The sequence below is a fragment of the Kitasatospora griseola genome, from assembly GCF_044999035.1.
Taxonomy (GTDB): domain Bacteria; phylum Actinomycetota; class Actinomycetes; order Streptomycetales; family Streptomycetaceae; genus Kitasatospora; species Kitasatospora griseola.
In genome coordinates this window covers 5,151,762-5,173,250 of record NZ_CP173360.1, presented here as the reverse complement: position 1 = coordinate 5,173,250, position 21,489 = coordinate 5,151,762, and the positions used below count along the sequence as shown (strand labels likewise).

Here is a 21,489-nt window from a genome sequence, read left to right as displayed (position 1 = left end):
CCCGGATTGCGGGACGATGATGCGGAGTGCGGCCGTCGGCCTAGGGTGGTTGGGGTGAGCACACCCGAGAGCCCCCGACCCCGCCGGTCCGGACTGCGCGGCTTCGGCCACGGCGGCCCGTCCCCGTGGACCGACCTGGACCGCCCCCCGCTCGACGAGGCCGCCCTGCGGCTCGACCTGCTGCGCCCGGGCGCCCTGTGGACCTCACTCGATGTGGTGAGCGAGACCGGCTCCACCAACTCCGACCTGGCCGCCCGCGCCAAGGACGGCGCGCCCGAGGGCGCCGTGCTGGTCGCCGAGTCGCAGAACGCCGCCCGCGGCCGGCTCGACCGCCGCTGGACCGCGCCGCCCCGCTCCGGGCTGTTCCTGTCGGTGCTGCTGCGCCCGCAGGGCGTGCCGATGGAACGCTACGGCTGGCTGCCCATCCTGATCGGCACCGCTGTCTCCGCCACCCTCGACCGGATCGCCGGCGTCCGCACCGGCCTGAAGTGGCCCAACGACCTGCAGGCCGAGGTCGACGGGCAGGAACGCAAGCTCGGCGGCATCCTCACCGAACTCTCCGGCGGCGCCGTGATCGTCGGCCTCGGCCTCAACGTCTCGCTCCGGCAGGCCGAGCTGCCCGTCCCCACCGCCGCCTCGCTGGCGCTGGCCGGCGCCGAGACCACCGACCGGGCCACCCTGCTGCGCGCCGTGCTGCGCGAGTTCGCCGAGCTCTACGGCGAGTGGACGGCCGCCGCCGGCGACCCGCACGCCAGCGGACTGCTCCCCGCGTACACCGCCCGCTGCACCACCCTGAACCGGCCCGTGAAGGTCCAACTCCCCGGCGAACGCGAACTGCTGGGCGACGCGGTGGCCGTCGACGGCGACGGCCGACTGGTGGTCCGCACCCCCGACGGCACCCGGCACGCCGTCGCCGCCGGCGACGTGGTCCACGTACGCCCGCAGAACTGACCACGTCGCGCAGGGCCGGTCTCACCCTGCGGGACCCTCGGACCGGCTGCCGGGCGGATGCCCCGGATTACGCGATTCCGTGCGAACATTCCACCTGGCAGCGGTGTGAGGCTCGCCACTACCCCCGCGGTGGTCGCGCAGCCAACCCCGAGGACGGCAAGACACAAGTGCGCAGACGCACGGGGACGGACCGGTGACAGACAACGGCGGCGCCACCACGGGCTCCGGCAACAGCGGCACTCCCGCCGGCACGCCCGGCGAGACGGACGAGACCACCGTCGCGACCGATCTGGAGCGGCTGATCCTCGACGCCCCGCGCAAGTACACCCCGTACCAGGCCGCACGCGCCGCCGAGGTCCCGATGGACCTCGCCACCCGCTTCTGGCGCGCCATGGGCTTCCCCGACATCGGCCAGTCCCGCGCCCTCAACGACAACGACGTGATCGCGCTGCGCCGCCTGGCCGGCCTGATCGAGTCCGGGCTGCTCAGCGAGCCCATGGCGATCCAGGTCGCCCGCTCCACCGGCCAGACCACCGCGCGGCTCGCCGGCTGGCAGATGGACACCTTCCTCGACAACCTCACCCAGCCCGTCGAACCCGGCCTCACCCGCTCCGACGTCGCCTACCCGCTGGTCGAACTGCTCCTCCCCGAGCTCGAACAGTTCCTGGTCTACGTCTGGCGCCGCCAACTCGCCGCCGTCACCGGCCGGGTCGTGCAGGCCGCCGAGGACCACGAGATCACCTCCGGCCGGCTCGCCGTCGCCTTCGCCGACCTGGTGGGCTTCACCCGGCTCTCCCGCCGCCTGGAGGAGGAGGAGCTCGGCGAACTCGTCGAAGGCTTCGAGAACACCTGCTCCGACCTGATCGCCGGCCAGGGCGGACGGGTCGTCAAGACCCTCGGCGACGAGATCCTCTTCGTCTCCGAGGACCCGGCCACCGTCGCCGAGATCGCCCTCTCCCTGGTCGAGACCCTCGCCAAGGAGGACAACATGCCCGCCCTGCGCGTCGGCATGGCCTTCGGCACCGTCACCTCCCGCATGGGCGACGTCTTCGGCACCACCGTCAACCTGGCCTCCCGGCTCACCTCCATCGCCCCCAAGGACGCCGTCCTGGTCGACGGCGAACTCGCGGCGGCCCTCGAACACAACGGCACCGCGACGCTCCCCGAGACCTCCCCCGCCCCCGGCCACCGCTTCCACCTCCAGCCCATGTGGCGCCGCCCGGTCCGCGGCCTCGGCCTGGTCGAACCCTGGCTCCTGACCCGGACGCCCACCGCCACCGCCTGAACGGCGCACAACGACTCGTCGGCGCCTGTCGCGCAGTTCCCCCGCGCCCCTGTGTTCGCGCCCGCCTGCCTGGCCAAAAATCCCCCCAAACCCCCCTAGGCTGGACGAAACAGCCCGCGGGAGGGAATGTGGCGACGATGAGTGAGCAGGTTGCGGCGCCGGACTCGCGGTTGCAGGCGGTGGTGGAGCTCGCGCAGGCGATGGCCGGGGCGATGACGCCGCTGGAGGCGGTGCGGGCCGCGGCGGCGCGGGCGACGTCCGCGTTGGGGGCGACGATGGCGGCGGTCTCGGTGTGGGACCGCGAGTCGGGCCGGCTGCGGGTGCTGGTCAATCACGGGGAGCTCGCGCCGGGCGAGGAGGAACTGCCGGAGGACGAGTCGTACCCGGTGGCGGACTTCCCGGAGATCGTGACGTACCTGGAGGAGCACTGGACCACCGGCCGGCTTCCCCGGGCGTGGGTGCAGACGGCGGAGGACCTCGGCCCGCACGCCGGTCATCCGCTTCCGGCGTCCGGCGCGTTCTGCCGCTCCCGCGCGGCGGGCCTGCGGCGGCGCGGGAGGGGCTGCTGCCTGGTCGCGCCGATCGTGCTGCACGGTCAGGCGTGGGGCGAGCTGTACCTGGCGCGCGGGATCGGGATGCCGGTGTTCACGGACGCCGACGCCGAGTACGCGACCCTGCTGGCCGCGCAGATCTCGGCGGGCCTGGCGCAGACCGAGCGGGTCGCCGACCTGCGCCGCCTGGCGTTCACGGACGCGCTGACCGGCCTGGCGAACCGTCGCGCCGTGGACGCCCGGCTGGAGGAGGCCCTGAAGGCGCACGCCCGGGACGGCGTGGTGGTGACGCTGGTGGTGTGCGACGTGAACGGGCTGAAGCGGGTCAACGACCAGCTGGGCCACGAGATGGGCGACCGGCTGCTGGAGCGGTTCGCGCACCAGCTGTCGCTCACCGCGGCGAAGCTGCCGGGCAGCCTCGCCGCACGCCTCGGCGGCGACGAGTTCTGCCTGCTCGCGGAGGGCCAGTCCGCCGACGAGGTGGTCGCGGTCGCAGAGGAACTGTGCGCCCGCGCACTGGAGTTGACGGACGGCGAGGGCGTCGCCTGCGGGATCGCCTCGACCGGGGACTCGATCGGCCCGGTCACCACCGCGGACCGGCTGTTCCGGCTGGCCGACGCCGCGCAGTACCGGGCGAAGGCGGCCCGGGCCGCGCACCCGGTGGTGGCGGGCCGGGGCCACGGGCCCGGGTTCGCACCGGATCCGGTGGTGCAGCTCGCGGACAGCCGACGGGCGCCCAGCGGCCGGCCGAACGGCGACCGGCGGCGGTTCCGGGGCTCCGCGCACAGCGCCGACCCGGGGCAGCTGCTGGCGGCGGTGCTGGCGGCCCTGGACCAGGGCGGCGTGCAGGGCGCGGTGACGCATCCCGCGGACACGCTGGGGCGGCTGTCGGTCCTCGCCGAGACCGCTTCCCGACTGGTGAACGCCGTCGGCTGGTGGGTGTCGTACGTGCCGCCGGGTTCGCCGCTGATGCGCACCGCCCGGCACGCCGTGTACCGGATGACCGGCGGCCCGGCCTCGGCCCGGGCACAGACCCAGCGGGCCCAGATCGAGGCCCCGGACGCGGTGTTCGACCTGCGGCACTACCCGCTGACCGGCCGGGCGGTGACCGGCGGGGCGTTCGCCCTGCGGGTCGGCGCCCCGGGCAACGACGCGGCGGAGGAAGCGGTGATGGTGGTCTCCGGCTACCGGGCGATGGTGGCGGCGGGCGGCGCGAACCCTGCGGGCGGCTGGCTGGTGGAACTCTTCGCCGACGAGTCCACCCTGCCCCTCGGCCAGGTCGCACCGGCCCTGCGCTCACTGGTGGCCGTGGCCCTGTCGGGGCCGTGCTCCCCGCCGCCGTCGTGAAACGCGGCGAGGAGCACAACGGCGGCGCGAGCGGGTGCGAACCCGGGGGCGCCGCCCAGGGCCTGTCCGGCCGCTCAGCGAGCGAACTTCCGCCCGACCGCGAAGCTGCCCGGCCCGACCGCCGCGATCAGCAGGAACGCCCAGCAGAACAGCACCGCGGGCTCGCCGCCGTTCTGCAGGGGGAACAGCGCGTTCTGCTGGTGGACGGAGAAGTAGGCGTAGGCCATCGAGCCGGAGGCGACCAGCGCGGCGGTCCGGGTGCCGATGCCGAGCAGGACCAGCGCGCCGCAGACGAGTTGGATGACGGCGGCGTACCAGCCGGGCCAGCTGCCGATCGGGACGGTGCCGCCGCCGTGCGCCCCGCCGAGGATGCCGAAGAGGGAGGCGGCGCCGTGGCAGGCGAACAGGAGGCCGGTGACGGCCCGGTAGAGCGCGACGAGGTGCGGGCGGGCCGCGTCGGTGGCGGCTCTTGCGGTGGTGACGAGGTCGGACATGGGACTCCTCAGCCGGAACCAGTGGGGTGGTCTGCTGTGCGTGCCCTGACCTGGAGTCGACCTGCCGTCGGTCCGTGGGGGGAGTTCGGCTCCCCGCACGGGGCCGATCATGAACCGGACAAGTCAGTGGGTCCATTGCAGGGTGACAACGGCGCGACGTCAAGCAGGCGTCCGAACCATCACTCGTGCCGGGACTGAGTACGGATACTCAGGCGCCGTACCGCTCCCGCGTTGCAGGCTGATCGAATGCTCTGGTCAGACCCCCGCGACGAACCTTCGCCCGAGGCCCGCGAAGTCCAGCGCAGGCTGCACCGGACGGCGGTGGTGCTGGCGGTGCTGGCCGTGATCGCCGCGACGCTGCTGCTGGCCCGGCACGGCTAGGCTGGGCGGCATGACCGCTCGCCGCCCGCTCGTTCTCGCGTCCGCCTCCCCTGCCCGGCTGGGCCTGCTGCGGCAGGCGGGCCTGGATCCGCTGGTGCGGGTGAGCGGGGTGGACGAGGATGCGCTGTCCGCGCCGACGCCCGGCGAGCTCGCGCTGGTGCTGGCGGTGGCGAAGGCCGAGAAGATCGCCGGCGAACTGGCCGCCGAGCCCGGCGAGCCGCCGCTCGTGATCGGCTGCGACTCGGTGCTGGAGCTGGACGGCCTCGCGCTCGGCAAGCCGGCCGACGCCGCGGAGGCGATCGAGCGCTGGCGGTCGATGCGCGGCCGCGCGGGCGTGCTGCGCACCGGCCACTGCGTGATCGACACCGCCACCGGACGGCAGGCGCAGGCCACCGCCTCCACCACCGTCCGGTTCGGCACGCCGGACGACGCCGAGGTCGCCGCCTACGTCGCCTCCGGCGAGCCGCTGCACGTGGCCGGGGCGTTCACCCTGGACGGCCGTTCGGCACCGTTCCTGGAGGGGATCGACGGCGACCCCGGCAATGTGATCGGCCTGTCGCTGCCGCTGCTCCGCCGCCTGCTCGCCGAGCTGGACGTGCGGATCACCGACCTGTGGGCCTGACGGGTCCTCAGCCCGCCGCGGGGGCGTGCTTGGCCAGGTAGGCCTTGACGTCGGGCAGCGCGCCGTCCTTGAGCAGCGGCGCGCCGTGGTTGCCGCCCGGGTAGATCTTCAGCTGCTTGTCCTCGGCCACCGAGGCGTCGTACAGCTCCTTGGCGTTGGCGGCGAACGGGGCGTCCATCTCCTCGGCGGCGAAGTAGGTCGGGATCTTCACCGACTTGACCGCGAGCCCCGCGTTGAACTGGTTGAACACGTCGGGCGAGCTGAGCGAGACCACGGCCTTGATCGGCAGCGGGCTGTCCAGCTTGGCGGCGACCAGCGAGGAGGTGCCGCCCTTGGAGGCGCCGATCAGGGCGAGGCTGGTGACGCCCTTCTCCTTGAGGCGGACGGCGGAGGCCTTGATGCCCTCGGTGACGTCGCCCTCGGAGGTGAAGGCCAGCACGGCGTACCCGGCCTTGGTGAACTCGTCGAACACCGGCGCCCATTCGCACAGCGAGCCGCTCAGCTGGTGGGAGAAGATCACCCCCACCTTGGCCCCGCCGGCGTCCGAGTCGCGGTAGTAGGCGTCCAGGCCGGTGCCGCCGGCGGTGCCCGCGTCGAGGGCGAACGAGCCCTTGGCGGCCTGTTCCTCGGTGAGGCAGCCGTAGGTCTTGGCGGTGGGCGACGGCGCGGCCGCGGTCCTGGTCGAACTGCCGCTGCTGGAGCAGGCGGTGAGCAACAGGGCGGTCGCCGCCAGGGCGACGGGCAGGACGATGCGCTTCACGATTCCCCCGTGAATTCTGCGGATATGTGGTGGCGACGCTAGGGACGGCCGCCGAACCCGGTCAATGGTCTGAACCATTCCGTTATGCCGCGGCGGTAAGAGAGGAAGCGGCTTCCGGTTCGCAAGGTGCGGAATTGGACAGAACCGGGGCCCCACATCTGTTGCACAGTTCCACACCCTGGGCAGGTGGGCCGCCGTTAGGCTGGCGAACCGGACCGGAAAGGGGCGACGGGAAGCGGAAAATGACCGATGGTGTGCTGAACGTCGTGCTGGGCCTGGTCGCTTCGGCGATCAGCGCGGGCCTCGGCTGGCTGGCGCAGACGCTGCGCCGGCGGCGCCGGCTGGAGCGGGAGCGCGCGTTCTTCGGGCTGACGTCCGGCGGCGAGGCGCTGCTGGTCGCCAACCGGCAGGTCGCCTCGGCCGATCCGCACAGCGTGGCCCGTGACGACGTGTACGCGCTGATGGAGCTGGCCGCGCTGGTCCGCGAGTGCGGCGCCCGGTCCGTGCTGACCTCGCACGACGAGGTGCGTCAGGGGCTGGGCGACAAGACCGAGTTCTGCGTGGGCGGCCCGGAGAGCAACGCGCGGACCGCCGCGCACCTGGCGTCCTGGCTGCCCGGCGCGGCGTTCGTCGCCCCGCCGGAGGCCACCGGGCATCCGGTCCGCACGCTGCTGGTCGGGGACCGGGAGTTCGCCTTCCGGACGGCCGCCGAGCAGCCGGGCGGGACGGCGTACGCGCTGCTGGCCCGGATACACCTGCGGCCGGGCAGCCGACCGGTGTTCCTGATCGCCGGTCAGACCGCGGTCTCCAACCACGCCGCGGTCCGCTACCTGGCCGCCCACCACCGGTCGCTGGCCCGGCGGCACGGCCCGGACGGGGCGTTCGCGGTGGTGCTGCGGGTGGTCAACACCCGCGCCTACGGCCCGGACGTGGTCGAGTTCGAGGCGGACGTGACCGCCGGGGCGACCGCCCCGCCGCAGCCGGCGGCCGCTTGATCCGACACCCCGGTGTGGCGAAGGCCACCCGGTCCGCCCGGCTCGCCGGGCACCCCGGCGCGGCCCCCCGCGCGTCCGCGACCTGCGGCGCGCCGCCAACCGCCGCCGCCCGTACGGAAATCGGGACACCGAGCGTGTGAGCACGCTCACCACCAGGGACTACTCGCCGGTAGCGCCCTTCAATCCATAGACTCGACGAGGTTCGAGAAGGGAGCCACAGTGCGCAAGGTGCTCATCGCCAATCGCGGCGAAATCGCTGTCCGCGTCGCCCGGGCGTGCCGGGATGCCGGCATCGCGAGTGTCGCCGTGTACGCCGAGCCGGACCGGGACGCGCTGCACGTGCGGGCGGCCGACGAGGCGTACGCGCTGGGCGGCGACACCCCCGCGAGCAGTTACCTGGACATCGCGAAGGTCCTGAAGGCGGCCGCCGATTCGGGTGCGGACGCGATCCACCCCGGTTACGGCTTCCTGTCCGAGAACGCCGACTTCGCGCAGGCCGTGATCGACGCCGGTCTGACCTGGATCGGCCCGCCGCCGCAGGCCATCCGCGACCTGGGCGACAAGGTCACCGCCCGCCACGTGGCGCAGCGCGCCGGCGCCCCGCTGGTCGCGGGCACCGCCGAGCCGGTGTCCGGGGCCGACGAGGTGGTCGCGTTCGCGTCCGAGCACGGCCTGCCGGTCGCCATCAAGGCGGCGTTCGGCGGCGGCGGCCGCGGCCTGAAGGTCGCCCGCACGCTGGAGGAGATCCCGGAGCTGTACGAGTCGGCGGTGCGCGAGGCGGTGGCCGCGTTCGGCCGCGGCGAGTGCTTCGTCGAGCAGTACCTGGACAAGCCGCGGCACGTGGAGACCCAGTGCCTGGCCGACCAGCACGGCAACGTGGTGGTCGTCTCCACCCGTGACTGCTCGCTGCAGCGCCGCCACCAGAAGCTGGTCGAGGAGGCGCCCGCGCCGTTCCTGACGGCCGAGCAGAACGCCGAGCTGTACCGGGCGTCCAAGGCGATCCTGCGCGAGGCGGGCTACGTCGGCGCCGGCACCTGCGAGTTCCTGGTCTCCCAGGACGGTCTGATCTCCTTCCTGGAGGTCAACACCCGGCTGCAGGTCGAGCACCCGGTGTCCGAGGAGGTCACCGGCCTCGACCTGGTCCGGGAGATGTTCCGGATCGCCGACGGCGAGGAGCTCGGCTACGACGACCCGGAGGTCCGCGGCCACTCCTTCGAGTTCCGGATCAACGGCGAGGACCCGGGCCGCAACTTCCTGCCCGCGCCCGGCACCGTGACGCTGTTCGCCCCGCCGTCCGGCCCGGGCGTGCGCCTGGACGCCGGCGTGGAGTCCGGCTCGGTGATCGGCCCCGCCTGGGACTCGCTGCTGGCCAAGCTGATCGTCACCGGCACCGACCGCAAGCAGGCCCTGCAGCGCGCCAAGCGCGCCCTGGAGGAGTTCAAGGTGGAGGGCATGGCCACCGCCATCCCGTTCCACCAGGCCGTGGTCACCGACCCGGCGTTCGCCCCCGAGGTGCACGGCTCCGAGGGCCCGTTCACGGTCTACACCCGCTGGATCGAGACCGAGTTCGACAACACCATCCCGGCGTTCGTCGGCGCCGGCGGCGACGGCGAGGAGCCCGAGGGCCGCGAGACCGTGGTGGTCGAGGTCGGCGGCAAGCGCATCGAGGTGTCGCTGCCGTCCTCGCTGGGCGTCGCCTCGGCCCCGGCCGCGGGCGCCTCGGCGGGCAAGGCGAAGCGCCGGGTGGGCGCCAAGAAGGCCGCCTCCGCGGTCTCCGGCGACACCCTCGCCTCGCCGATGCAGGGCACCATCGTCAAGGTCGCCGTCGAGGAGGGCCAGGTGGTCGCCGAGGGCGAGCTGATCGTGGTCCTGGAGGCGATGAAGATGGAGCAGCCGCTGAACGCCCACAAGGCCGGCACCGTGGTCGGCCTGAAGGCCGAGGTCGGCCAGTCGGTCTCCAGTGGCGCCGCGCTCTGCGAGATCAAGGACGTCTGATCCGTCCGGAAGGGCGGCGGGAGTCCACGGACTCCCGCCGCCCTTCCGTTCATCCGGCCGCGTCCAGCACCAACTGCTCGACGCCGCACAGGAACTGCGCCATCTGCGGACGCTCCAGCAGCGCGCCGTCGGCGACCATCAGCAGCTCGATCGCGCCCGGCACGGCGACCACGTCCACCGCGACGGACACCCCGGGGCGGGCCGGGAACGCCTCCGGGAACCTCAACTCCCGCTCCACCTCCCCGGCTTCGGCCGCCCCGTCGGACATCGCCACGGCCAGCGGGTCCCGGGTGTCGTTCCAGATCACCGAGTGGTCGGCGGGCTCCACGCCGGACGCCCGCAGCGCCGCCAGGTCGGCGTCCAACTGCGGCTTGTGGTACCCGGAGTGGCGGTAGGCGCTGAGCGCCGGGCCCTGGCAGCGGCCGACCGTCCCCGCGAAGTCCTCGGCCAGCTCCGGGAGATGGAACAGGCCCTCCTGGGCGAGCGTGGTGACGGCCTCCGCGGCCTGCTCGGTGAACCGGTTGCCGACCACCACCTGGAACAGCACCTCGCGCTGCCCGCCCAGCCGCCCCAGCTCGGTGGCGGCGGCCGCCAGCAGCACCGTGGCGTCACTGGTGCGCAGCCGGACCGCGGCCCGCGGCAGCGCGGCGGCCAGCTCCGGGGAGCGCAGCACCGCGAACGGGAACCGCCGCTCCGGGTCCGGTTCGCCGTCCGGGCGCGGCAGTTGGGCGCGCGGGCCGCGGCTCAGCTTGTCCCGCCAGTGCCGGCGGGCGGCGGCGTCCCGGCGGCGGCCGCGCGGCGAGTCCTGCTCGGCGGCCTCCTCCAGCGGCTGCGCGAACGTCCGCTCGGCGCGCAGCTCGGCGGCGCTGCGCCCACCGGCCAGCAGCGTCAGGTCGCGGACCGCGCGGCGCATCCCCCAGCCGTCCGAGGCGGTGTGCGACAGCACCAGCGCCACCTGCCGGACCAGGCCGTCCACCAGCACCAGGCCGAGCCGCACCGGCCACTCCCCCGACAGGTCGAACGGCCGGGCGGCGAACTCGGCGAGCAGCTCCGCCGCGGCCCCGGCGGCCCGCTCGGCGCTGTCGCGGTGCAGCACGGCGACCGGCAGCGCCCCGTCCGCGTCCACCTCCTGCACCAGGTCGCCGTCCCGCTCGACCAGCCGGGTGCGCAACGCGTCGTGCAGGTGCAGCAGTTCGGTGAAGGCCCCGAGCGCCGTCGCCAACGGCAGGCCCGGCTCGACGGGCGCCGCCATCCGCAGGTTGTACCGGGGCGCATCGGGGCCCAGCTTCACCAGCGCGGTGTGGACGGCCCGCTGCCCCCAGGTCGCGGGGCCCCGCCCGCCGCGGGCCGCACGCACCGTCAATTCCGTTGTGCCGTAGGGTCTTTCGTTCGATGCGTCCATGGGCGCAGACGCTACAAGCGGGCCCGGCCGGCCTGCCAGAGGGCAGGGACCGCCGGGCCGGAAGCGGTCAGCGGATCCGCTCGGCGAGCCGCGCGGGGATCGGCAGGCCGCCGTGCGGGGCGGGGCGGCGCTGGCCGGGGAGCGGGGTGCCGGGGGCGGCGAGCCCGGCCGGCGGGACGGGGCGGCGGGGCGGTGCGGCGGACGGCTGCGGGTGCACCGCCGGCGCCTCGGCGGGCAGGCCGAGCGCGGCGACCGAGATCTGCACCCCGCAGTCGGCGAGCGCGTCGAGTTCGCGGGCGGTCGGGTCCTCCGCCGCGGTGTGCTCGTCGGTGACCAGCCGGGTGATGGCATCGGTGGCGACGGTCTGGAACATGCTGTCCGCGCCGAGCTTGGTGTGGTCGGCGAGGACGATCACCTCGTTGGCGGACTGCACCAGGGCCCGGTCGACGCTGGCGGAGAGCATGTTGGCGGTGGAAAGGCCGCGTTCGGCGGTCAGCCCGCTGCCGGAGATGAAGGCCTTGGTGACCCGCAGCCCGGCCAGCGACTGCTCGGCGCCACTGCCGACCAGCGCGTAGTTGGAGCCGCGCAGGGTGCCGCCCGTCATCACCACCTCGACCCGGTTGGCGTGCGCCAGCGCCTGGGCGACCAGCAGCGAGTTGGTGACCACCGTCAGCCCGGGCACCCGGGCGAGTCGGCGGGCCAGCTCCTGGGTGGTGGTGCCGGCGCCGACCACGATGGCGTCGCCCTCCTCGACCAGGCCCGCGGCGAGATCGGCGATGGCGCTCTTCTCGGCCGCGGCGAGATGGGTTTTCTGCGGATAGCCGGGCTCCCGGCTGAAGCCGCCGGGGAGCACCGCGCCGCCGTGGCGGCGGTCGAGCAGCCCTTCGGCCTCCAGCGCCCGGACGTCCCGGCGGACGGTGACTTCGGAGGTCTGGACGACGCGGGCCAGCTCTCGGAGCGACACGGCTCCGTTGGCGCGCACCATCTCGAGGATCAACTGGCGACGTTCTGCAGCAAACACAGAACCGACGGTAACCCGAGTGACCGTCTGCTTTCAGGCGTTTGCACCTGGTAACCGGATTTGCTCACCCAAGAGCGGCGCACGACCGTACAATGCGCGCTCCGCCGGGCGGGTGAGCCGGGCGGCGTGCGCCCGGCTCGGCCCGAACGAGCCGGTGGAACGTCAGGAACCGGCGCCCTCGCGCTTGCGGATGTGCAGCTGGCGGGCGGCCTCGGCGGTGGAGCCGGACAGCGACGGGTAGACGGTGAAGGTGTTGGCCACCTGCTCGACCGTCAGGTTGTTGTCCACCGCGATCGAGATGGAGTGGATCAGTTCGGAGGCGCGCGGCGCGACCACCACGCCGCCCACCACGATGCCGGTGCCCGGGCGGGCGAACAGCTTCACGAAGCCGTCCCGGATGCCCTGCATCTTGGCCCGCGGGTTGCCGCGCAGCGGGAGCTTGATCTCGACCGCGTCCATCTTTCCGCAGGACACGTCGGCGTGGGTGTAGCCGACGGTGGCGATCTCCGGGTCGGTGAACACGTTGGACGCCACGGTCTTCAGGTTCAGCGGCTGCACCGCGTCGCCGAGCGCGTGGTACATCGCGATCCGGCCCTGCATGGCGGCCACCGAGGCCAGCATGAACACGCCGGTGCAGTCGCCGGCCGCGTACACGCCGGGGGCGGAGGTGCGGGAGACCCGGTCCACCTTGATCTGGCCCCAGTCGTTGACCGCGACGCCGGCCTCCTCCAGGCCCAGGTCCGCGGTGTTGGGGATGGAGCCGACCGCCATCAGACAGTGCGTGCCGGTGATCACCTTGCCGTCGGCCAGCGTGACCTCCACCCGGTCCCCGATCCGCTTGACGCTCTCGGCGCGGCTGCGGCCCATCACGTTCATGCCGCGGCGGCGGAACACGTCCTCCAGCACCTCGGCGGCGTCCGGGTCCTCGCCCGGCAGCACCCGGTCGCGCGAGGAGACCAGCGTGACGTTCGAGCCGAGCGCCTGGTAGGCGCCGGCGAACTCGGCGCCGGTGACGCCGGAGCCGACCACGATCAGCTCGCGCGGCAGCTCCTCCAGGTCGTACACCTGCGTCCAGGCCAGGATCCGCTCGCCGTCCGGCTGGGCGTCGGGGAGTTCGCGCGGGCGCACGCCGGTGGCGATCAGCACCGCGTCGGCGCGCAGCGACTCGACCCGGCCGTCGGTGTGGTCGACCAGCACCTCGCGGGAGCCGTCGATGGCCTGCCCGCTGCTGCCGAGCCGGCCGCGGCCGCGCAGCACGGTGACGCCGGCCCGGGTCACGGCCTGGGTGATGTCGTGCGACTGGGCGATCGCCAGCCGCTTCACCCGTCGGTTCACCTTGCCGAGGTCCACTCCGACCACCCGGGCCGGGTCGGCGGCGTCCGGCGTGCCGTCCGCGACCAGGATGCCGAGTTCCTCGTAGGAGCTGTCGAAGGTAGTCATCACCTCGGCGGTGGCGATCAGCGTCTTGGACGGCACGCAGTCCGTCAGCACCGCCGATCCGCCCAGACCGTCGCGATCGACGACGGTCACCTCCGCGCCGAGCTGGGCGGCCACGAGGGCCGCCTCGTATCCGCCTGGTCCGCCACCGATGATCACGATCCGAGTCACGTGCTCCATTGTCCCGCACGCCGGAACGGATTCCACGCCGGGGCCGTTGTTGTCGACCCTTGCTCCCGGCCCGGGGGCGCCGGTAGGGGCGGGGTCCGCGGGCAGGCCCGGTCGGGGGCTGCGGGCGGGCCGCTCCCGTAGGCTGACGCACATGTCGCTCTATGCCGCCTACGCCACCAACCTCGACGCCCGGCAGATGAGCCGGCGTGCCCCGCACTCCCCGCTGCGCGGCTCCGGCTGGCTGCCCGGCTGGCGGCTGACCTTCGGCGGCGAGCAGCTGGGCTGGGAGGGCTCGCTGGCCACCGTGGTGGAGGACGAGAAGGAGCAGGTCTTCGTCTCGCTCTACGACGTCGCCCCGATGGACGAGGACGGCCTGGACCGCTGGGAGGGCGTGCAGCTCGGCATCTACCGCAAGGTGAAGCTGCGCGCGCAGACCCTGGACGGTGAAGTCGCGGTGTGGACGTACGTGCTGAACGACTACGAGGGCGGCCTGCCCGCGGCCCGCTACCTCGGCCTGATCGCGGACGCCGCGGAGAGCGCCGGCGCCCCCGACGACTACGTGCTGGACCTGCGCCACCGCCCCTGCTGACGGCGCGTCCGCGCCTGCGGCGGACGGGAGTTCGGCCGCGTCCCCGTCAGCCCCGGCGGGGACGAATGGCGGCGTTCCGTGCATTCCGGTAACGATCCGGCATGGCTCGGCCCCGTTGTCTACGCGCGTAGGCAGATTTGACCTATCCTCGACCATGTGAACGCATCTCCTCAGACGGTCGTCTCCGCCGACCCCTACGCCGCCGCCCGGGAAGCCGCCGACCGGCTGCGCGAACTCACCGGCGCCGAGCGCCACGACGTCGCCCTGGTGATGGGCTCCGGCTGGGTGCCGGCCGCCGACGCCCTCGGTGAGACGCTCGCCGAGTTCCCGGTCACCGACCTGCCCGGCTTCCCCGCCCCCGCGGTGGCGGGCCACGCCGGCACCATCCGCTCGGTGCGCATGCCCGGCGACGGCGACCGCCGGGCGCTGGTGTTCCTCGGCCGCAACCACTACTACGAGGGCCACGGCGTGGCCACCGTGGTGCACGGCGTGCGCACCGCCGCCGCGGCGGGCTGCAGCACCATCGTGCTGACCAACGGCTGCGGCGGCCTGCGCCAGGGCTGGACGCCCGGTCAGCCGGTGCTGATCAGCGACCACATCAACCTGACCGCGGACTCCCCGATCGTCGGCGCCAACTTCGTCGACCTCACCGACCTGTACTCCAAGCGCCTGCGCGCGCTGTGCCGCGAGGTCGACCCGTCGCTGGACGAGGCCGTGTACGTGCAGTTCCGCGGCCCGCACTACGAGACCCCGGCCGAGGTCAACATGGCCCGGGTGCTCGGCGGCGAGCTGGTCGGCATGTCCACCACCCTGGAGGCCATCGCCGCCCGCGAGGCCGGCGCCGAGGTGCTCGGCATCTCGCTGGTCACCAACCTGGCCGCGGGCATCACCGGCGAGCCGCTCAACCACGCCGAGGTGCTGGAGGCCGGCAAGGCCTCCGCCGAACGGATGGGCGCCCTGCTGGCGAAGGTCCTGGAGCGCATCTGACACCCCGCCCGGGAGGCGACTCCCGGGCAGCTCAGCACCTCTGACCGAGAATCGGCGCAGGACGACGGCGGCCATCGACGGGTTCGGTGGCCGCCGTCGCTCCCTCCGCCGCAGTACCCACACTCCGTCCATCCACGTACAGGGAGCGGGCCGCATGCCGAAGGCACCCACCAACGACCTCCTCGACCGGGCCCGTGCCTGGCTGGCCGAGGACCCCGACCCGCAGACCCGGGAGGAGCTGTCCGCGCTGCTGGCCGCCGCCGAGGGCCCCGAGGTCGAGGCCGAGGAGCGGATCGCCTGGTCGCGGCTGGCCGAACGGTTCTCCGGCCGGCTCCAGTTCGGCACCGCCGGCCTGCGCGGCGAACTCGGCGCCGGCCCGATGCGGATGAACCGCGCCGTGGTGATCCGCGCCGCCGCCGGCCTCGCCGGGTACGTCCGCAAGCACCCCGAGCTGGGCGACCTGGTGGTGATCGGCTACGACGCCCGGCACAAGTCGTACGACTTCGCCCGCGACACCGCCGCCGTGGTGGTCGGCGCCGGCCTGCGCGCCGCGCTGCTGCCCCGGCCGCTGCCCACCCCCGTGCTCGCGTACGCCATCCGGCACCTGGGCGCGGCGGCCGGCGTGGTCGTCACCGCCAGCCACAACCCGCCGCAGGACAACGGCTACAAGGTCTACCTGGGCGACGGCTCGCAGATCGTGCCGCCCGCCGACGCCGAGATCGCCGCCGAGATCGACGCGCTCGGCGCCCTCGCCGACGTCCCGCGCGCCACCGAGGGCTGGGAGGTGCTCGGCGAGGACGTCCTGGACGCCTACCTCGACCGGGCCGCCGCCGTCCTGGACGCCGACGGGCCGCGCGGACTGACCACCGTCTACACCCCGTTGCACGGCGTCGGCCGCGACGTGCTGCTGGCCGCGTTCGAGCGGGCCGGCTTCCCCGCGCCGACCGTGGTCGCCGAACAGGCCGAGCCCGACCCGGACTTCCCGACCGTCGCCTTCCCCAACCCGGAAGAGCCCGGCGCGATGGACCTGGCCTTCGCCACCGCCCGCGCCGCCCGCCCCGACCTGGTGATCGCCAACGACCCGGACGCGGACCGCTGCGCCGTCGCCGTCCCCACCGCCGACGGCGACTGGCGGATGCTGCGCGGCGACGAGGTCGGCGCGCTGCTCGGCGCGGCCCTCGCCGCCAAGGGCGCGAGCGGTGTCTTCGCCACCACCGTCGTCTCCTCGACCCTGCTCGGGAAGATCGCCGCCGCGGCCGGCCTCGGCTACGCGGAAACCCTCACCGGCTTCAAGTGGATCTCCCGCGCCGCGGGCATCCGCTACGGCTACGAGGAGGCGCTCGGCTACTGCGTCGACCCGGACGGCGTGCGCGACAAGGACGGCATCACCGCCGCCCTGCAGATGGCCGAGCTCGCCGCCGGCCTGAAGCGCGACGGCCGCACCCTCGCCGACCTGCTGGACGACCTCGCCCTCGCGCACGGCCTGCACGCCACCGACCAGCTCTCGGTCCGCGTCGACGACCTCTCCGTCATCGCCGAGGCGATGCGCACCCTGCGCGACAAGCCCCCCGTCGAACTGGCCGGCCTCGCCGTCGCCCGCGCCGACGACCTCACCGCCGGCACGCCCGAGCTGCCGCCGACCGACGGCCTGCGCTACTACCTCACCGGCCCCGCGGTCGGCTCCGCCCGGATCGTGGTCCGCCCGTCCGGCACCGAACCCAAGCTCAAGTGCTACCTGGAGGCCGTCCTCCCGGTCGCCGCCCGGGAGGACCTCCCCGCCGCCCGCGAACAGGCCCACGCCCTGCTGACCGCCCTCAAGCAGGACCTGGCGGCCGCCGCCGGCCTCGTCTGACCCCCGGCGACGGAAAAGGGCCCCGGGAGGAATCCCGGGGCCCTCTGTGTGCCGTCGTCAGGTCGCGGCGACGACCGAGACCAGGGCGACCAGGCCCGCCAGGGTGGGGGCGATCACCCACCAGCACCAGGTGGCCCGGACCTCGCCGGAGGCGCCGGGGTTGCGGGCGTAGCGCTCGGCCTGCTCCTGGAGGGAGGCGACCACCGCGTCGGACCAGGCGCGGGTCGGGTCGAGCTGGTCGGGGCGCGCGGACGTCTGCCTGGTGCGGGCCTTGGGCAGCGCCGGGTCGCCCTGGGCGGCGGCCCTGGCCGCGCGGCGGGTGGCCTTCTTGCGCTGGCGGATCGAGACCGGAACCGCCCAGACCTGGAACTTGCGTCCGCCGGCGAAGAGTTCGACCGAATAGCCGGCCCTCAGCCCCTCCACACTGGCCCACGGCACGACCACGGTGCGCAGCGGGTTGCGGACCAGCAGCCGCTGGTCGTTGGACTTCACCACGGGCCGCAGCGTGTAGGCGGCCACCGGGAAGACGAAGACGGGCGCGGCGGCGAGCGCGACCCACGGGGTGGCGCCGGTGCCGGAGACGACGGCGTCGATGATCAGCCAGCCGGCGACTCCGAGCAGCATGACGCCCGCGATGACGCCGGGGACGGAGCGGTGGACGCGGTCGGCGTACTTGGGCCCGTCGGCGGCGGACCCCTGGTCGGGTGTCCGGTCGGATTCGGTCATGGCGTCGATTCTGCCCCAGGGTCGGGGCCGTCCCCAATGGCAGCGGGGGCACGGGACGGTCACGAATGATCCGTCCCGTGACCTGGGGCGTTCAGGCGGTGCGGCGGCGCAGCGTGGCCGCGCCGAGGGCGAGGGCGAGCAGCGCGCTGCCGGCCACCACCGCGAGGTCGGCCACCACCTGTCCGTCGACGCCGCTCCGCGCGGTGATCCGGCCCATCGCGTCGACGGCGTAGGAGAGCGGCAGCACGTCGGAGATCACCCGCAGGGCGGGGGCCATGTCTGCGCGGGGCACGAACAGTCCGCACAGCAGCAGCTGCGGCAGCAGCACGGCGGGCAGGAACTGGACGGCCTGGAACTCGGTGGCGGCGAACGCGGAGACCAGCAGGCCGAGGGCCATGCCGAGCAGTCCGTCGGCGAGCGCGACGGCGAACACCAGCCAGGTGGGTCCGGCCACCTGGAGGCCGAGCAGGCCGATGGTGAGGGCGGAGGCCAGCGCGGCCTGCACCAGGGCGACCAGGCCGAACGCGAGGGCGTAGCCGAGCAGCAGGTCGAGCCGGCCGAGCGGCATGGTGAGCAGCCGCTCCAGGGTGCCGGTGGTGCGTTCGCGCAGCATCGCCACCGAGGTGACCAGGAACATCACCATCAGCGGGAAGACGCCGAGCAGCTCGGGGCCGATCCGGTCGAAGGTGCCGGGCTGCCGGTCGTACATGTACTTGAGCAGCACCAGCAGCAGGCAGGGCACGGCCAGCAGCATGGCGACGGTGCGCGGGTCGTGGCGCAGCTGGGCGAGGACGCGGCGGGCGGTGGCCAGGGTGCGGCGGGCGGCGGCGCTCATCGGGCGGTCTCCTGCGGGTGTTGCTGCACGAGGGTGAGGAAGGCGCTCTCGACGTCGCTCGCGCCGGTGGCGGCGAGCAGCGCGGCGGGGGTGTCGTGGGCGAGCAGCCGGCCGTCGCGCATCAGCAGCAGGCGGTCGCAGCGGGTGGCCTCGTCCATCACGTGGCTGGAGACCAGCAGGGTGGCGCCGGCCCGGGCGAGGTCGGCGAACAGCTGCCAGAGGTCGCGGCGCAGCACCGGGTCGAGGCCGACCGTGGGTTCGTCGAGGATCAGCAGTTCGGGCCGGCCGAGCAGGGCGGCGGCGAGCGAGACCCGGGCGCGCTGGCCGCCGGAGAGCCGGGCGACGGGGGTGCGGCGGTGGGCGTCCAGGCCGACCTGTTCGATCACCCGGTCGGGGTCGGTGCGCGGGGCGCCGAGGACGGCGGCGAAGTAGTCGAGGTTCTCGCCGACCGTCAGGTCGCCGTAGACGGAGGGCGCCTGGGTGACGTAGCCGACCCGGTCGCGCAGGGCGGCGCTGCCGGCCGGGCTGCCGAGCACGGTGACGGTGCCGGCGGCGGTGCGCTGCACGCCGACGACGGCGCGCAGCAGGGTGGTCTTGCCGCAGCCGCTGGGGCCGAGCAGGCCGGTGACGGTGCCGCGGGGGACGTCCAGGTCGAGGCCGGGCAGCACGGTGGCGCCGCCGCGCCGCACGACGAGTCCGGTGATCCGGATCGCGGGGTCGTCCGCCGACCCCGCCGAGTAATTCATCATGCGATGAATTCTGTGCCCGGGCGGCGAAGCCCGTCAAGGCCGCCGACACCCCTCGCCGTGAGCTGCGTCACCCACGTCAACCCGACGACCGCTCCCGTTCGTAGCGACAGGTAAGCAACCGACCTGCAAGGAGCCGACCGATGACCGAGGAGGAGTTCACCGACTTCTACAGCCACTCGGTCCGCCGGCTCACCGGCCAGCTGTACCTCGTCACCGGCGACCTCCACGAGGCGCAGGACGTGGTCCAGGAGGCCTTCGTCCGCGCCTGGGGCCACCGCCGCTCCCTCGACCGCGACCACGCGCCCGAAGCCTGGGTGCGCACCGTCGCGGGCCGCCTGGCGATCAGCCGCTGGCGGCGGGCCCGCACCGCCGCCCGGGCCTGGCGGCGGCACGGCGAACCCGCCGACGTGGCCGGGCCCGACCCGGGCACCGTCGACCTGGCCGCCGCGCTGCGCCGCCTGTCCGAACGCCAGCGCCTGTGCGCCGCCCTGTTCTACGTCTGCGACCTGCCGCTGGACCGGATCGCCGACGAGACCGGCATGGCCCCCGGCACCGTCAAGGCCCACCTGTCCCGGGCCCGGGCCGCCCTCGCCCAGCACCTCGACACCCCCTCCGAGGCCGAGGAGAACATCGATGCACTCCCCTGACCCGAGACTGGCGGCCGCGCTGCGGACAGCCGCCGACGCCGCCTCCGCCCGCACCTTCGCCCCGCCCGCCCGGCAGATCGCCGCCCGCGGCCGCCGGCGCCGCCGGGTCCGGGTCGGCGCGACCCTGACCGTCACCGCCTGCCTGGCGATCACCGTCGGCGTCACGCTCGCCCCCGACCGCCCGCCCCGTCCCGTCGGACCGGCCGACGCCCCGGCGACCGTCCGGACGCCCACCCCGTCCGCCACCCTCGCCCCGAGCCCGACCCGCACCCCGCCCTACGACGCCGCCATCTCGCCCCCGCCGTCGCGGCCGATCGCCAGCACCACCCACCCGCAGCCCTGATCCCCGACCGACCAGGACCCCCGATGCCGACCACCGCCCTGACCGACCGCCCGACGCCCACCGCCCCGCCGTCCCCGCGCCCCGCACCCGCGCTCCCGGAGCCACTGGCCCGGCTGTGGCACGCGGCCGGCCCGGCCCTGGCGGTGTACGCGGGCGCGCTGGTCCTGCACCTGACGCTGCTGGCCGCGATGATCACCCGGCCCGGCACCACGCTGACCGACCGGCTGACCGCCTGGGACGGGCGGCACTTCCTGGAGATAGCCTCCGCCGGCTACCCCGACGCCTACAGCTACACGCCCGAGGGCGAGCTGACCGGCAACGACCTGGCCTTCTTCCCGCTGTTCCCGATCCTGGTCCGCCTCGTGCACGCGGCGACCGGCCTGAGCTGGTCCGTCTCCGGCATCGTCACCGCCCAACTCGCCCTGCTGGCCGCCCTGGTGACGATCCACCGGCTGGTGGGCCGGCTGTACACCCGGCGGACCGCCACCGTGGTCCTGGTGCTGCTGGCCGCCGCGCAGCCGATGTCCCTGGTGTTCTTCATGGCCTACAGCGAGTCGCTGCTGCTGGCCACCGCCGCCGCCGCGCTGCTCGCCGCGCACCGCCGCGCCTGGCCCACCGCCGGCCTGTTCGCCTTCCTCGCCGGGCTGACCCGCCCGGCCGGCCTCGCCGTGGTCGCCGCGCTCGCCGTCGCCGCCCTGCTGGAACTGCGCCGCGAGCGCCGCCTGCTCCCCGGCCCGCTCGCCGCCACCGCGCTGGCCTGCACCAGCACCCCGCTGTACCTGTGGTGGGTCGCCGACCGGCTGGGCGACGCCGACGCCTGGTTCGCCGTCCAGCGGGCCGGCTGGGACACCCACTGGGACTGGGGCGCCTCGCTGTGGGAGTTCCTGACCCGCACCCTGCAGACCGGCGAGGGCTGGGTCCCGGTCTCGATCGCCGTCCTGATCCTCGCCCACCTGCTCGGCACCGCCCTGGCCGTCCGCCGCACCACCTGGCCGCCGCTGCTGGTCTACGGCGCGACGGTGGTGGTGCTGACCCTGGCGCAGAGCAACTACTACCACTGCAAGCCGCGCCTGCTGGCCCCCGCGCTGCTCTTCCTGCTCCCCGCCGCCGGCGCCCTCGCCCGGGCCCGCCGCGGCACCCGGATCGCCGTCCTCGCCGGCGCCGCCCTGTTCGGCTGCTGGTACGGCGCGTACCTGCTCACCGCCTGGCGCTACGCGATCTGACCCGTCGTCGGGTCGCCCCCGTCGCGGGGCTTGACAGCCCCGCAATAAGCGGTGCGGCGACAGCGGGCCGGTTCGGTACGATTGCGGCGGCCGGGCGGCCGCTGAGAACGCGTCGCGGACCGGCCC

At 74.4% G+C, this 21,489-nt stretch carries 21 protein-coding genes; 13 read left to right on the top strand and 8 right to left on the bottom strand.

Translation table 11 applies throughout. From position 1 onward, the window contains the following. Window positions 1–54: 54 nt before the first annotated feature. The 3 genes from ACI1MP_RS23575 to ACI1MP_RS23565 all read left to right on the top strand — a co-directional run bounded on the left by ACI1MP_RS23575 (window position 55) and on the right by ACI1MP_RS23565 (window position 4,134). Entirely contained in the window at window positions 55–951 is an 897-nt protein-coding gene (locus ACI1MP_RS23575) for a biotin--[acetyl-CoA-carboxylase] ligase (protein ID WP_404869411.1), read from the top strand. A gap of 193 nt (window positions 952–1,144) precedes the next feature. Beyond that, window positions 1,145–2,236: an adenylate/guanylate cyclase domain-containing protein gene (locus ACI1MP_RS23570; protein ID WP_380342656.1), complete on the top strand. Its 1,092-nt coding sequence runs from the start codon at window positions 1,145–1,147 to the stop codon at window positions 2,234–2,236. A 137-nt stretch (window positions 2,237–2,373) separates the two neighbouring features. Beyond that, on the top strand, window positions 2,374–4,134 hold the full coding sequence (locus ACI1MP_RS23565) for a diguanylate cyclase domain-containing protein (RefSeq protein ID WP_380342653.1): 1,761 nt from the start codon (window positions 2,374–2,376) through the stop codon (window positions 4,132–4,134). Between the two features lie 74 nt (window positions 4,135–4,208). Here the strand turns inward: ACI1MP_RS23565 and ACI1MP_RS23560 are convergent, their stop codons facing one another. After that, window positions 4,209–4,628, bottom strand: coding sequence for a DoxX family protein (locus ACI1MP_RS23560; RefSeq protein ID WP_100587291.1), 420 nt, complete (start codon window positions 4,626–4,628; stop codon window positions 4,209–4,211). A gap of 246 nt (window positions 4,629–4,874) precedes the next feature. Here ACI1MP_RS23560 and mmpB point away from each other — a divergent pair, with 246 nt between their 5' ends. Beyond that, the gene (mmpB, locus tag ACI1MP_RS23555; protein WP_255419013.1) at window positions 4,875–5,009 is read left to right on the top strand and encodes a morphogenic membrane protein MmpB; all 135 of its coding nucleotides are present in this window, start codon (window positions 4,875–4,877) and stop codon (window positions 5,007–5,009) included. 10 nt (window positions 5,010–5,019) lie between these two features. Beyond that, window positions 5,020–5,631: a nucleoside triphosphate pyrophosphatase gene (locus tag ACI1MP_RS23550; RefSeq protein ID WP_404869410.1), complete on the top strand. Its 612-nt coding sequence runs from the start codon at window positions 5,020–5,022 to the stop codon at window positions 5,629–5,631. Between the two features lie 7 nt (window positions 5,632–5,638). Here ACI1MP_RS23550 and ACI1MP_RS23545 read toward each other — a convergent pair whose 3' ends face one another. Next, window positions 5,639–6,391, bottom strand: a complete 753-nt coding sequence (locus ACI1MP_RS23545) for an alpha/beta hydrolase family protein (protein WP_404869409.1) — start codon at window positions 6,389–6,391, stop codon at window positions 5,639–5,641. 242 nt (window positions 6,392–6,633) lie between these two features. On the opposite strand from ACI1MP_RS23545, the gene ACI1MP_RS23540 reads away from it, so the two are divergent. After that, window positions 6,634–7,386, top strand: coding sequence for a hypothetical protein (locus tag ACI1MP_RS23540; RefSeq protein ID WP_404869408.1), 753 nt, complete (start codon window positions 6,634–6,636; stop codon window positions 7,384–7,386). Window positions 7,387–7,605: 219 nt separating this feature from the next. Beyond that, the gene (locus tag ACI1MP_RS23535; protein WP_189277687.1) at window positions 7,606–9,381 is read left to right on the top strand and encodes a biotin carboxylase N-terminal domain-containing protein; all 1,776 of its coding nucleotides are present in this window, start codon (window positions 7,606–7,608) and stop codon (window positions 9,379–9,381) included. Between the two features lie 49 nt (window positions 9,382–9,430). Here ACI1MP_RS23535 and ACI1MP_RS23530 read toward each other — a convergent pair whose 3' ends face one another. The 3 genes from ACI1MP_RS23530 to ACI1MP_RS23520 all read right to left on the bottom strand — a co-directional run bounded on the left by ACI1MP_RS23530 (window position 9,431) and on the right by ACI1MP_RS23520 (window position 13,421). Then, window positions 9,431–10,738, bottom strand: coding sequence for a condensation domain-containing protein (locus ACI1MP_RS23530; RefSeq protein WP_404869407.1), 1,308 nt, complete (start codon window positions 10,736–10,738; stop codon window positions 9,431–9,433). 112 nt (window positions 10,739–10,850) lie between these two features. Next, the gene (locus ACI1MP_RS23525) at window positions 10,851–11,768 is read right to left on the bottom strand and encodes a DeoR/GlpR family DNA-binding transcription regulator (protein WP_380342703.1); all 918 of its coding nucleotides are present in this window, start codon (window positions 11,766–11,768) and stop codon (window positions 10,851–10,853) included. Window positions 11,769–11,966: 198 nt separating this feature from the next. Then, window positions 11,967–13,421 (bottom strand): NAD(P)H-quinone dehydrogenase, encoded by a 1,455-nt coding sequence (locus ACI1MP_RS23520; RefSeq protein WP_100587285.1) that lies wholly within the window; start codon window positions 13,419–13,421, stop codon window positions 11,967–11,969. A 142-nt stretch (window positions 13,422–13,563) separates the two neighbouring features. Here ACI1MP_RS23520 and ACI1MP_RS23515 point away from each other — a divergent pair, with 142 nt between their 5' ends. The 3 genes from ACI1MP_RS23515 to ACI1MP_RS23505 all read left to right on the top strand — a co-directional run bounded on the left by ACI1MP_RS23515 (window position 13,564) and on the right by ACI1MP_RS23505 (window position 16,840). Next, the gene (locus tag ACI1MP_RS23515; protein ID WP_100587284.1) at window positions 13,564–14,001 is read left to right on the top strand and encodes a gamma-glutamylcyclotransferase; all 438 of its coding nucleotides are present in this window, start codon (window positions 13,564–13,566) and stop codon (window positions 13,999–14,001) included. A 156-nt stretch (window positions 14,002–14,157) separates the two neighbouring features. Next, window positions 14,158–14,988: a purine-nucleoside phosphorylase gene (locus tag ACI1MP_RS23510; RefSeq protein WP_189277692.1), complete on the top strand. Its 831-nt coding sequence runs from the start codon at window positions 14,158–14,160 to the stop codon at window positions 14,986–14,988. 154 nt (window positions 14,989–15,142) lie between these two features. Further along, window positions 15,143–16,840: a phospho-sugar mutase gene (locus ACI1MP_RS23505; protein ID WP_404869406.1), complete on the top strand. Its 1,698-nt coding sequence runs from the start codon at window positions 15,143–15,145 to the stop codon at window positions 16,838–16,840. Between the two features lie 57 nt (window positions 16,841–16,897). On the opposite strand, the gene ACI1MP_RS23500 is transcribed toward ACI1MP_RS23505, so the two are convergent. The 3 genes from ACI1MP_RS23500 to ACI1MP_RS23490 form a co-directional block, all read right to left on the bottom strand. After that, window positions 16,898–17,566, bottom strand: a complete 669-nt coding sequence (locus ACI1MP_RS23500) for a PH domain-containing protein (protein WP_380342637.1) — start codon at window positions 17,564–17,566, stop codon at window positions 16,898–16,900. Window positions 17,567–17,657: 91 nt separating this feature from the next. Beyond that, complete coding sequence (locus ACI1MP_RS23495; protein ID WP_100587281.1) at window positions 17,658–18,401, bottom strand: ABC transporter permease; 744 nt, start codon at window positions 18,399–18,401, stop codon at window positions 17,658–17,660. After that, the gene (locus ACI1MP_RS23490) at window positions 18,398–19,150 is read right to left on the bottom strand and encodes an ABC transporter ATP-binding protein (RefSeq protein WP_404869405.1); all 753 of its coding nucleotides are present in this window, start codon (window positions 19,148–19,150) and stop codon (window positions 18,398–18,400) included. Before ACI1MP_RS23490 ends, ACI1MP_RS23495 begins: the two co-directional genes overlap by 4 nt. Window positions 19,151–19,290: 140 nt before the next feature. Here ACI1MP_RS23490 and ACI1MP_RS23485 point away from each other — a divergent pair, with 140 nt between their 5' ends. The 3 genes from ACI1MP_RS23485 to ACI1MP_RS23475 are packed head-to-tail and all read left to right on the top strand — an operon-like array spanning window position 19,291 to window position 21,363. After that, the gene (locus tag ACI1MP_RS23485; protein ID WP_363471652.1) at window positions 19,291–19,797 is read left to right on the top strand and encodes a SigE family RNA polymerase sigma factor; all 507 of its coding nucleotides are present in this window, start codon (window positions 19,291–19,293) and stop codon (window positions 19,795–19,797) included. Beyond that, window positions 19,784–20,140 carry a hypothetical protein gene (locus ACI1MP_RS23480; protein ID WP_380342631.1) on the top strand — a complete coding sequence of 119 codons (357 nt, stop codon included), beginning with the start codon at window positions 19,784–19,786 and terminating at the stop codon, window positions 20,138–20,140. The genes ACI1MP_RS23485 and ACI1MP_RS23480 overlap by 14 nt, the downstream gene beginning before the upstream one ends. A gap of 23 nt (window positions 20,141–20,163) precedes the next feature. Then, window positions 20,164–21,363 carry a hypothetical protein gene (locus tag ACI1MP_RS23475; protein ID WP_404869404.1) on the top strand — a complete coding sequence of 400 codons (1,200 nt, stop codon included), beginning with the start codon at window positions 20,164–20,166 and terminating at the stop codon, window positions 21,361–21,363. Window positions 21,364–21,489 lie beyond the last annotated feature (126 nt).

Bases quoted from the DNA above. Each gene is read 5' to 3' on its own strand.
- ACI1MP_RS23565 (WP_380342653.1), top strand. From the start codon at position 2,374: ATGAGTGAGCAGGTTGCGGCGCCGGACTCGCGGTTGCAGGCGGTGGTG.
- ACI1MP_RS23560 (WP_100587291.1), bottom strand. From the start codon at position 4,628: ATGTCCGACCTCGTCACCACCGCAAGAGCCGCCACCGACGCGGCCCGC.
- mmpB (WP_255419013.1), top strand. From the start codon at position 4,875: ATGCTCTGGTCAGACCCCCGCGACGAACCTTCGCCCGAGGCCCGCGAA.
- ACI1MP_RS23550 (WP_404869410.1), top strand. From the start codon at position 5,020: ATGACCGCTCGCCGCCCGCTCGTTCTCGCGTCCGCCTCCCCTGCCCGG.
- ACI1MP_RS23540 (WP_404869408.1), top strand. From the start codon at position 6,634: ATGACCGATGGTGTGCTGAACGTCGTGCTGGGCCTGGTCGCTTCGGCG.
- ACI1MP_RS23525 (WP_380342703.1), bottom strand. From the start codon at position 11,768: ATGGTGCGCGCCAACGGAGCCGTGTCGCTCCGAGAGCTGGCCCGCGTC.
- ACI1MP_RS23520 (WP_100587285.1), bottom strand. From the start codon at position 13,421: ATGGAGCACGTGACTCGGATCGTGATCATCGGTGGCGGACCAGGCGGA.
- ACI1MP_RS23515 (WP_100587284.1), top strand. From the start codon at position 13,564: ATGTCGCTCTATGCCGCCTACGCCACCAACCTCGACGCCCGGCAGATG.
- ACI1MP_RS23505 (WP_404869406.1), top strand. From the start codon at position 15,143: ATGCCGAAGGCACCCACCAACGACCTCCTCGACCGGGCCCGTGCCTGG.
- ACI1MP_RS23500 (WP_380342637.1), bottom strand. From the start codon at position 17,566: ATGACCGAATCCGACCGGACACCCGACCAGGGGTCCGCCGCCGACGGG.
- ACI1MP_RS23495 (WP_100587281.1), bottom strand. From the start codon at position 18,401: ATGAGCGCCGCCGCCCGCCGCACCCTGGCCACCGCCCGCCGCGTCCTC.
- ACI1MP_RS23490 (WP_404869405.1), bottom strand. From the start codon at position 19,150: ATGATGAATTACTCGGCGGGGTCGGCGGACGACCCCGCGATCCGGATC.
- ACI1MP_RS23485 (WP_363471652.1), top strand. From the start codon at position 19,291: ATGACCGAGGAGGAGTTCACCGACTTCTACAGCCACTCGGTCCGCCGG.
- ACI1MP_RS23480 (WP_380342631.1), top strand. From the start codon at position 19,784: ATGCACTCCCCTGACCCGAGACTGGCGGCCGCGCTGCGGACAGCCGCC.
- ACI1MP_RS23475 (WP_404869404.1), top strand. From the start codon at position 20,164: ATGCCGACCACCGCCCTGACCGACCGCCCGACGCCCACCGCCCCGCCG.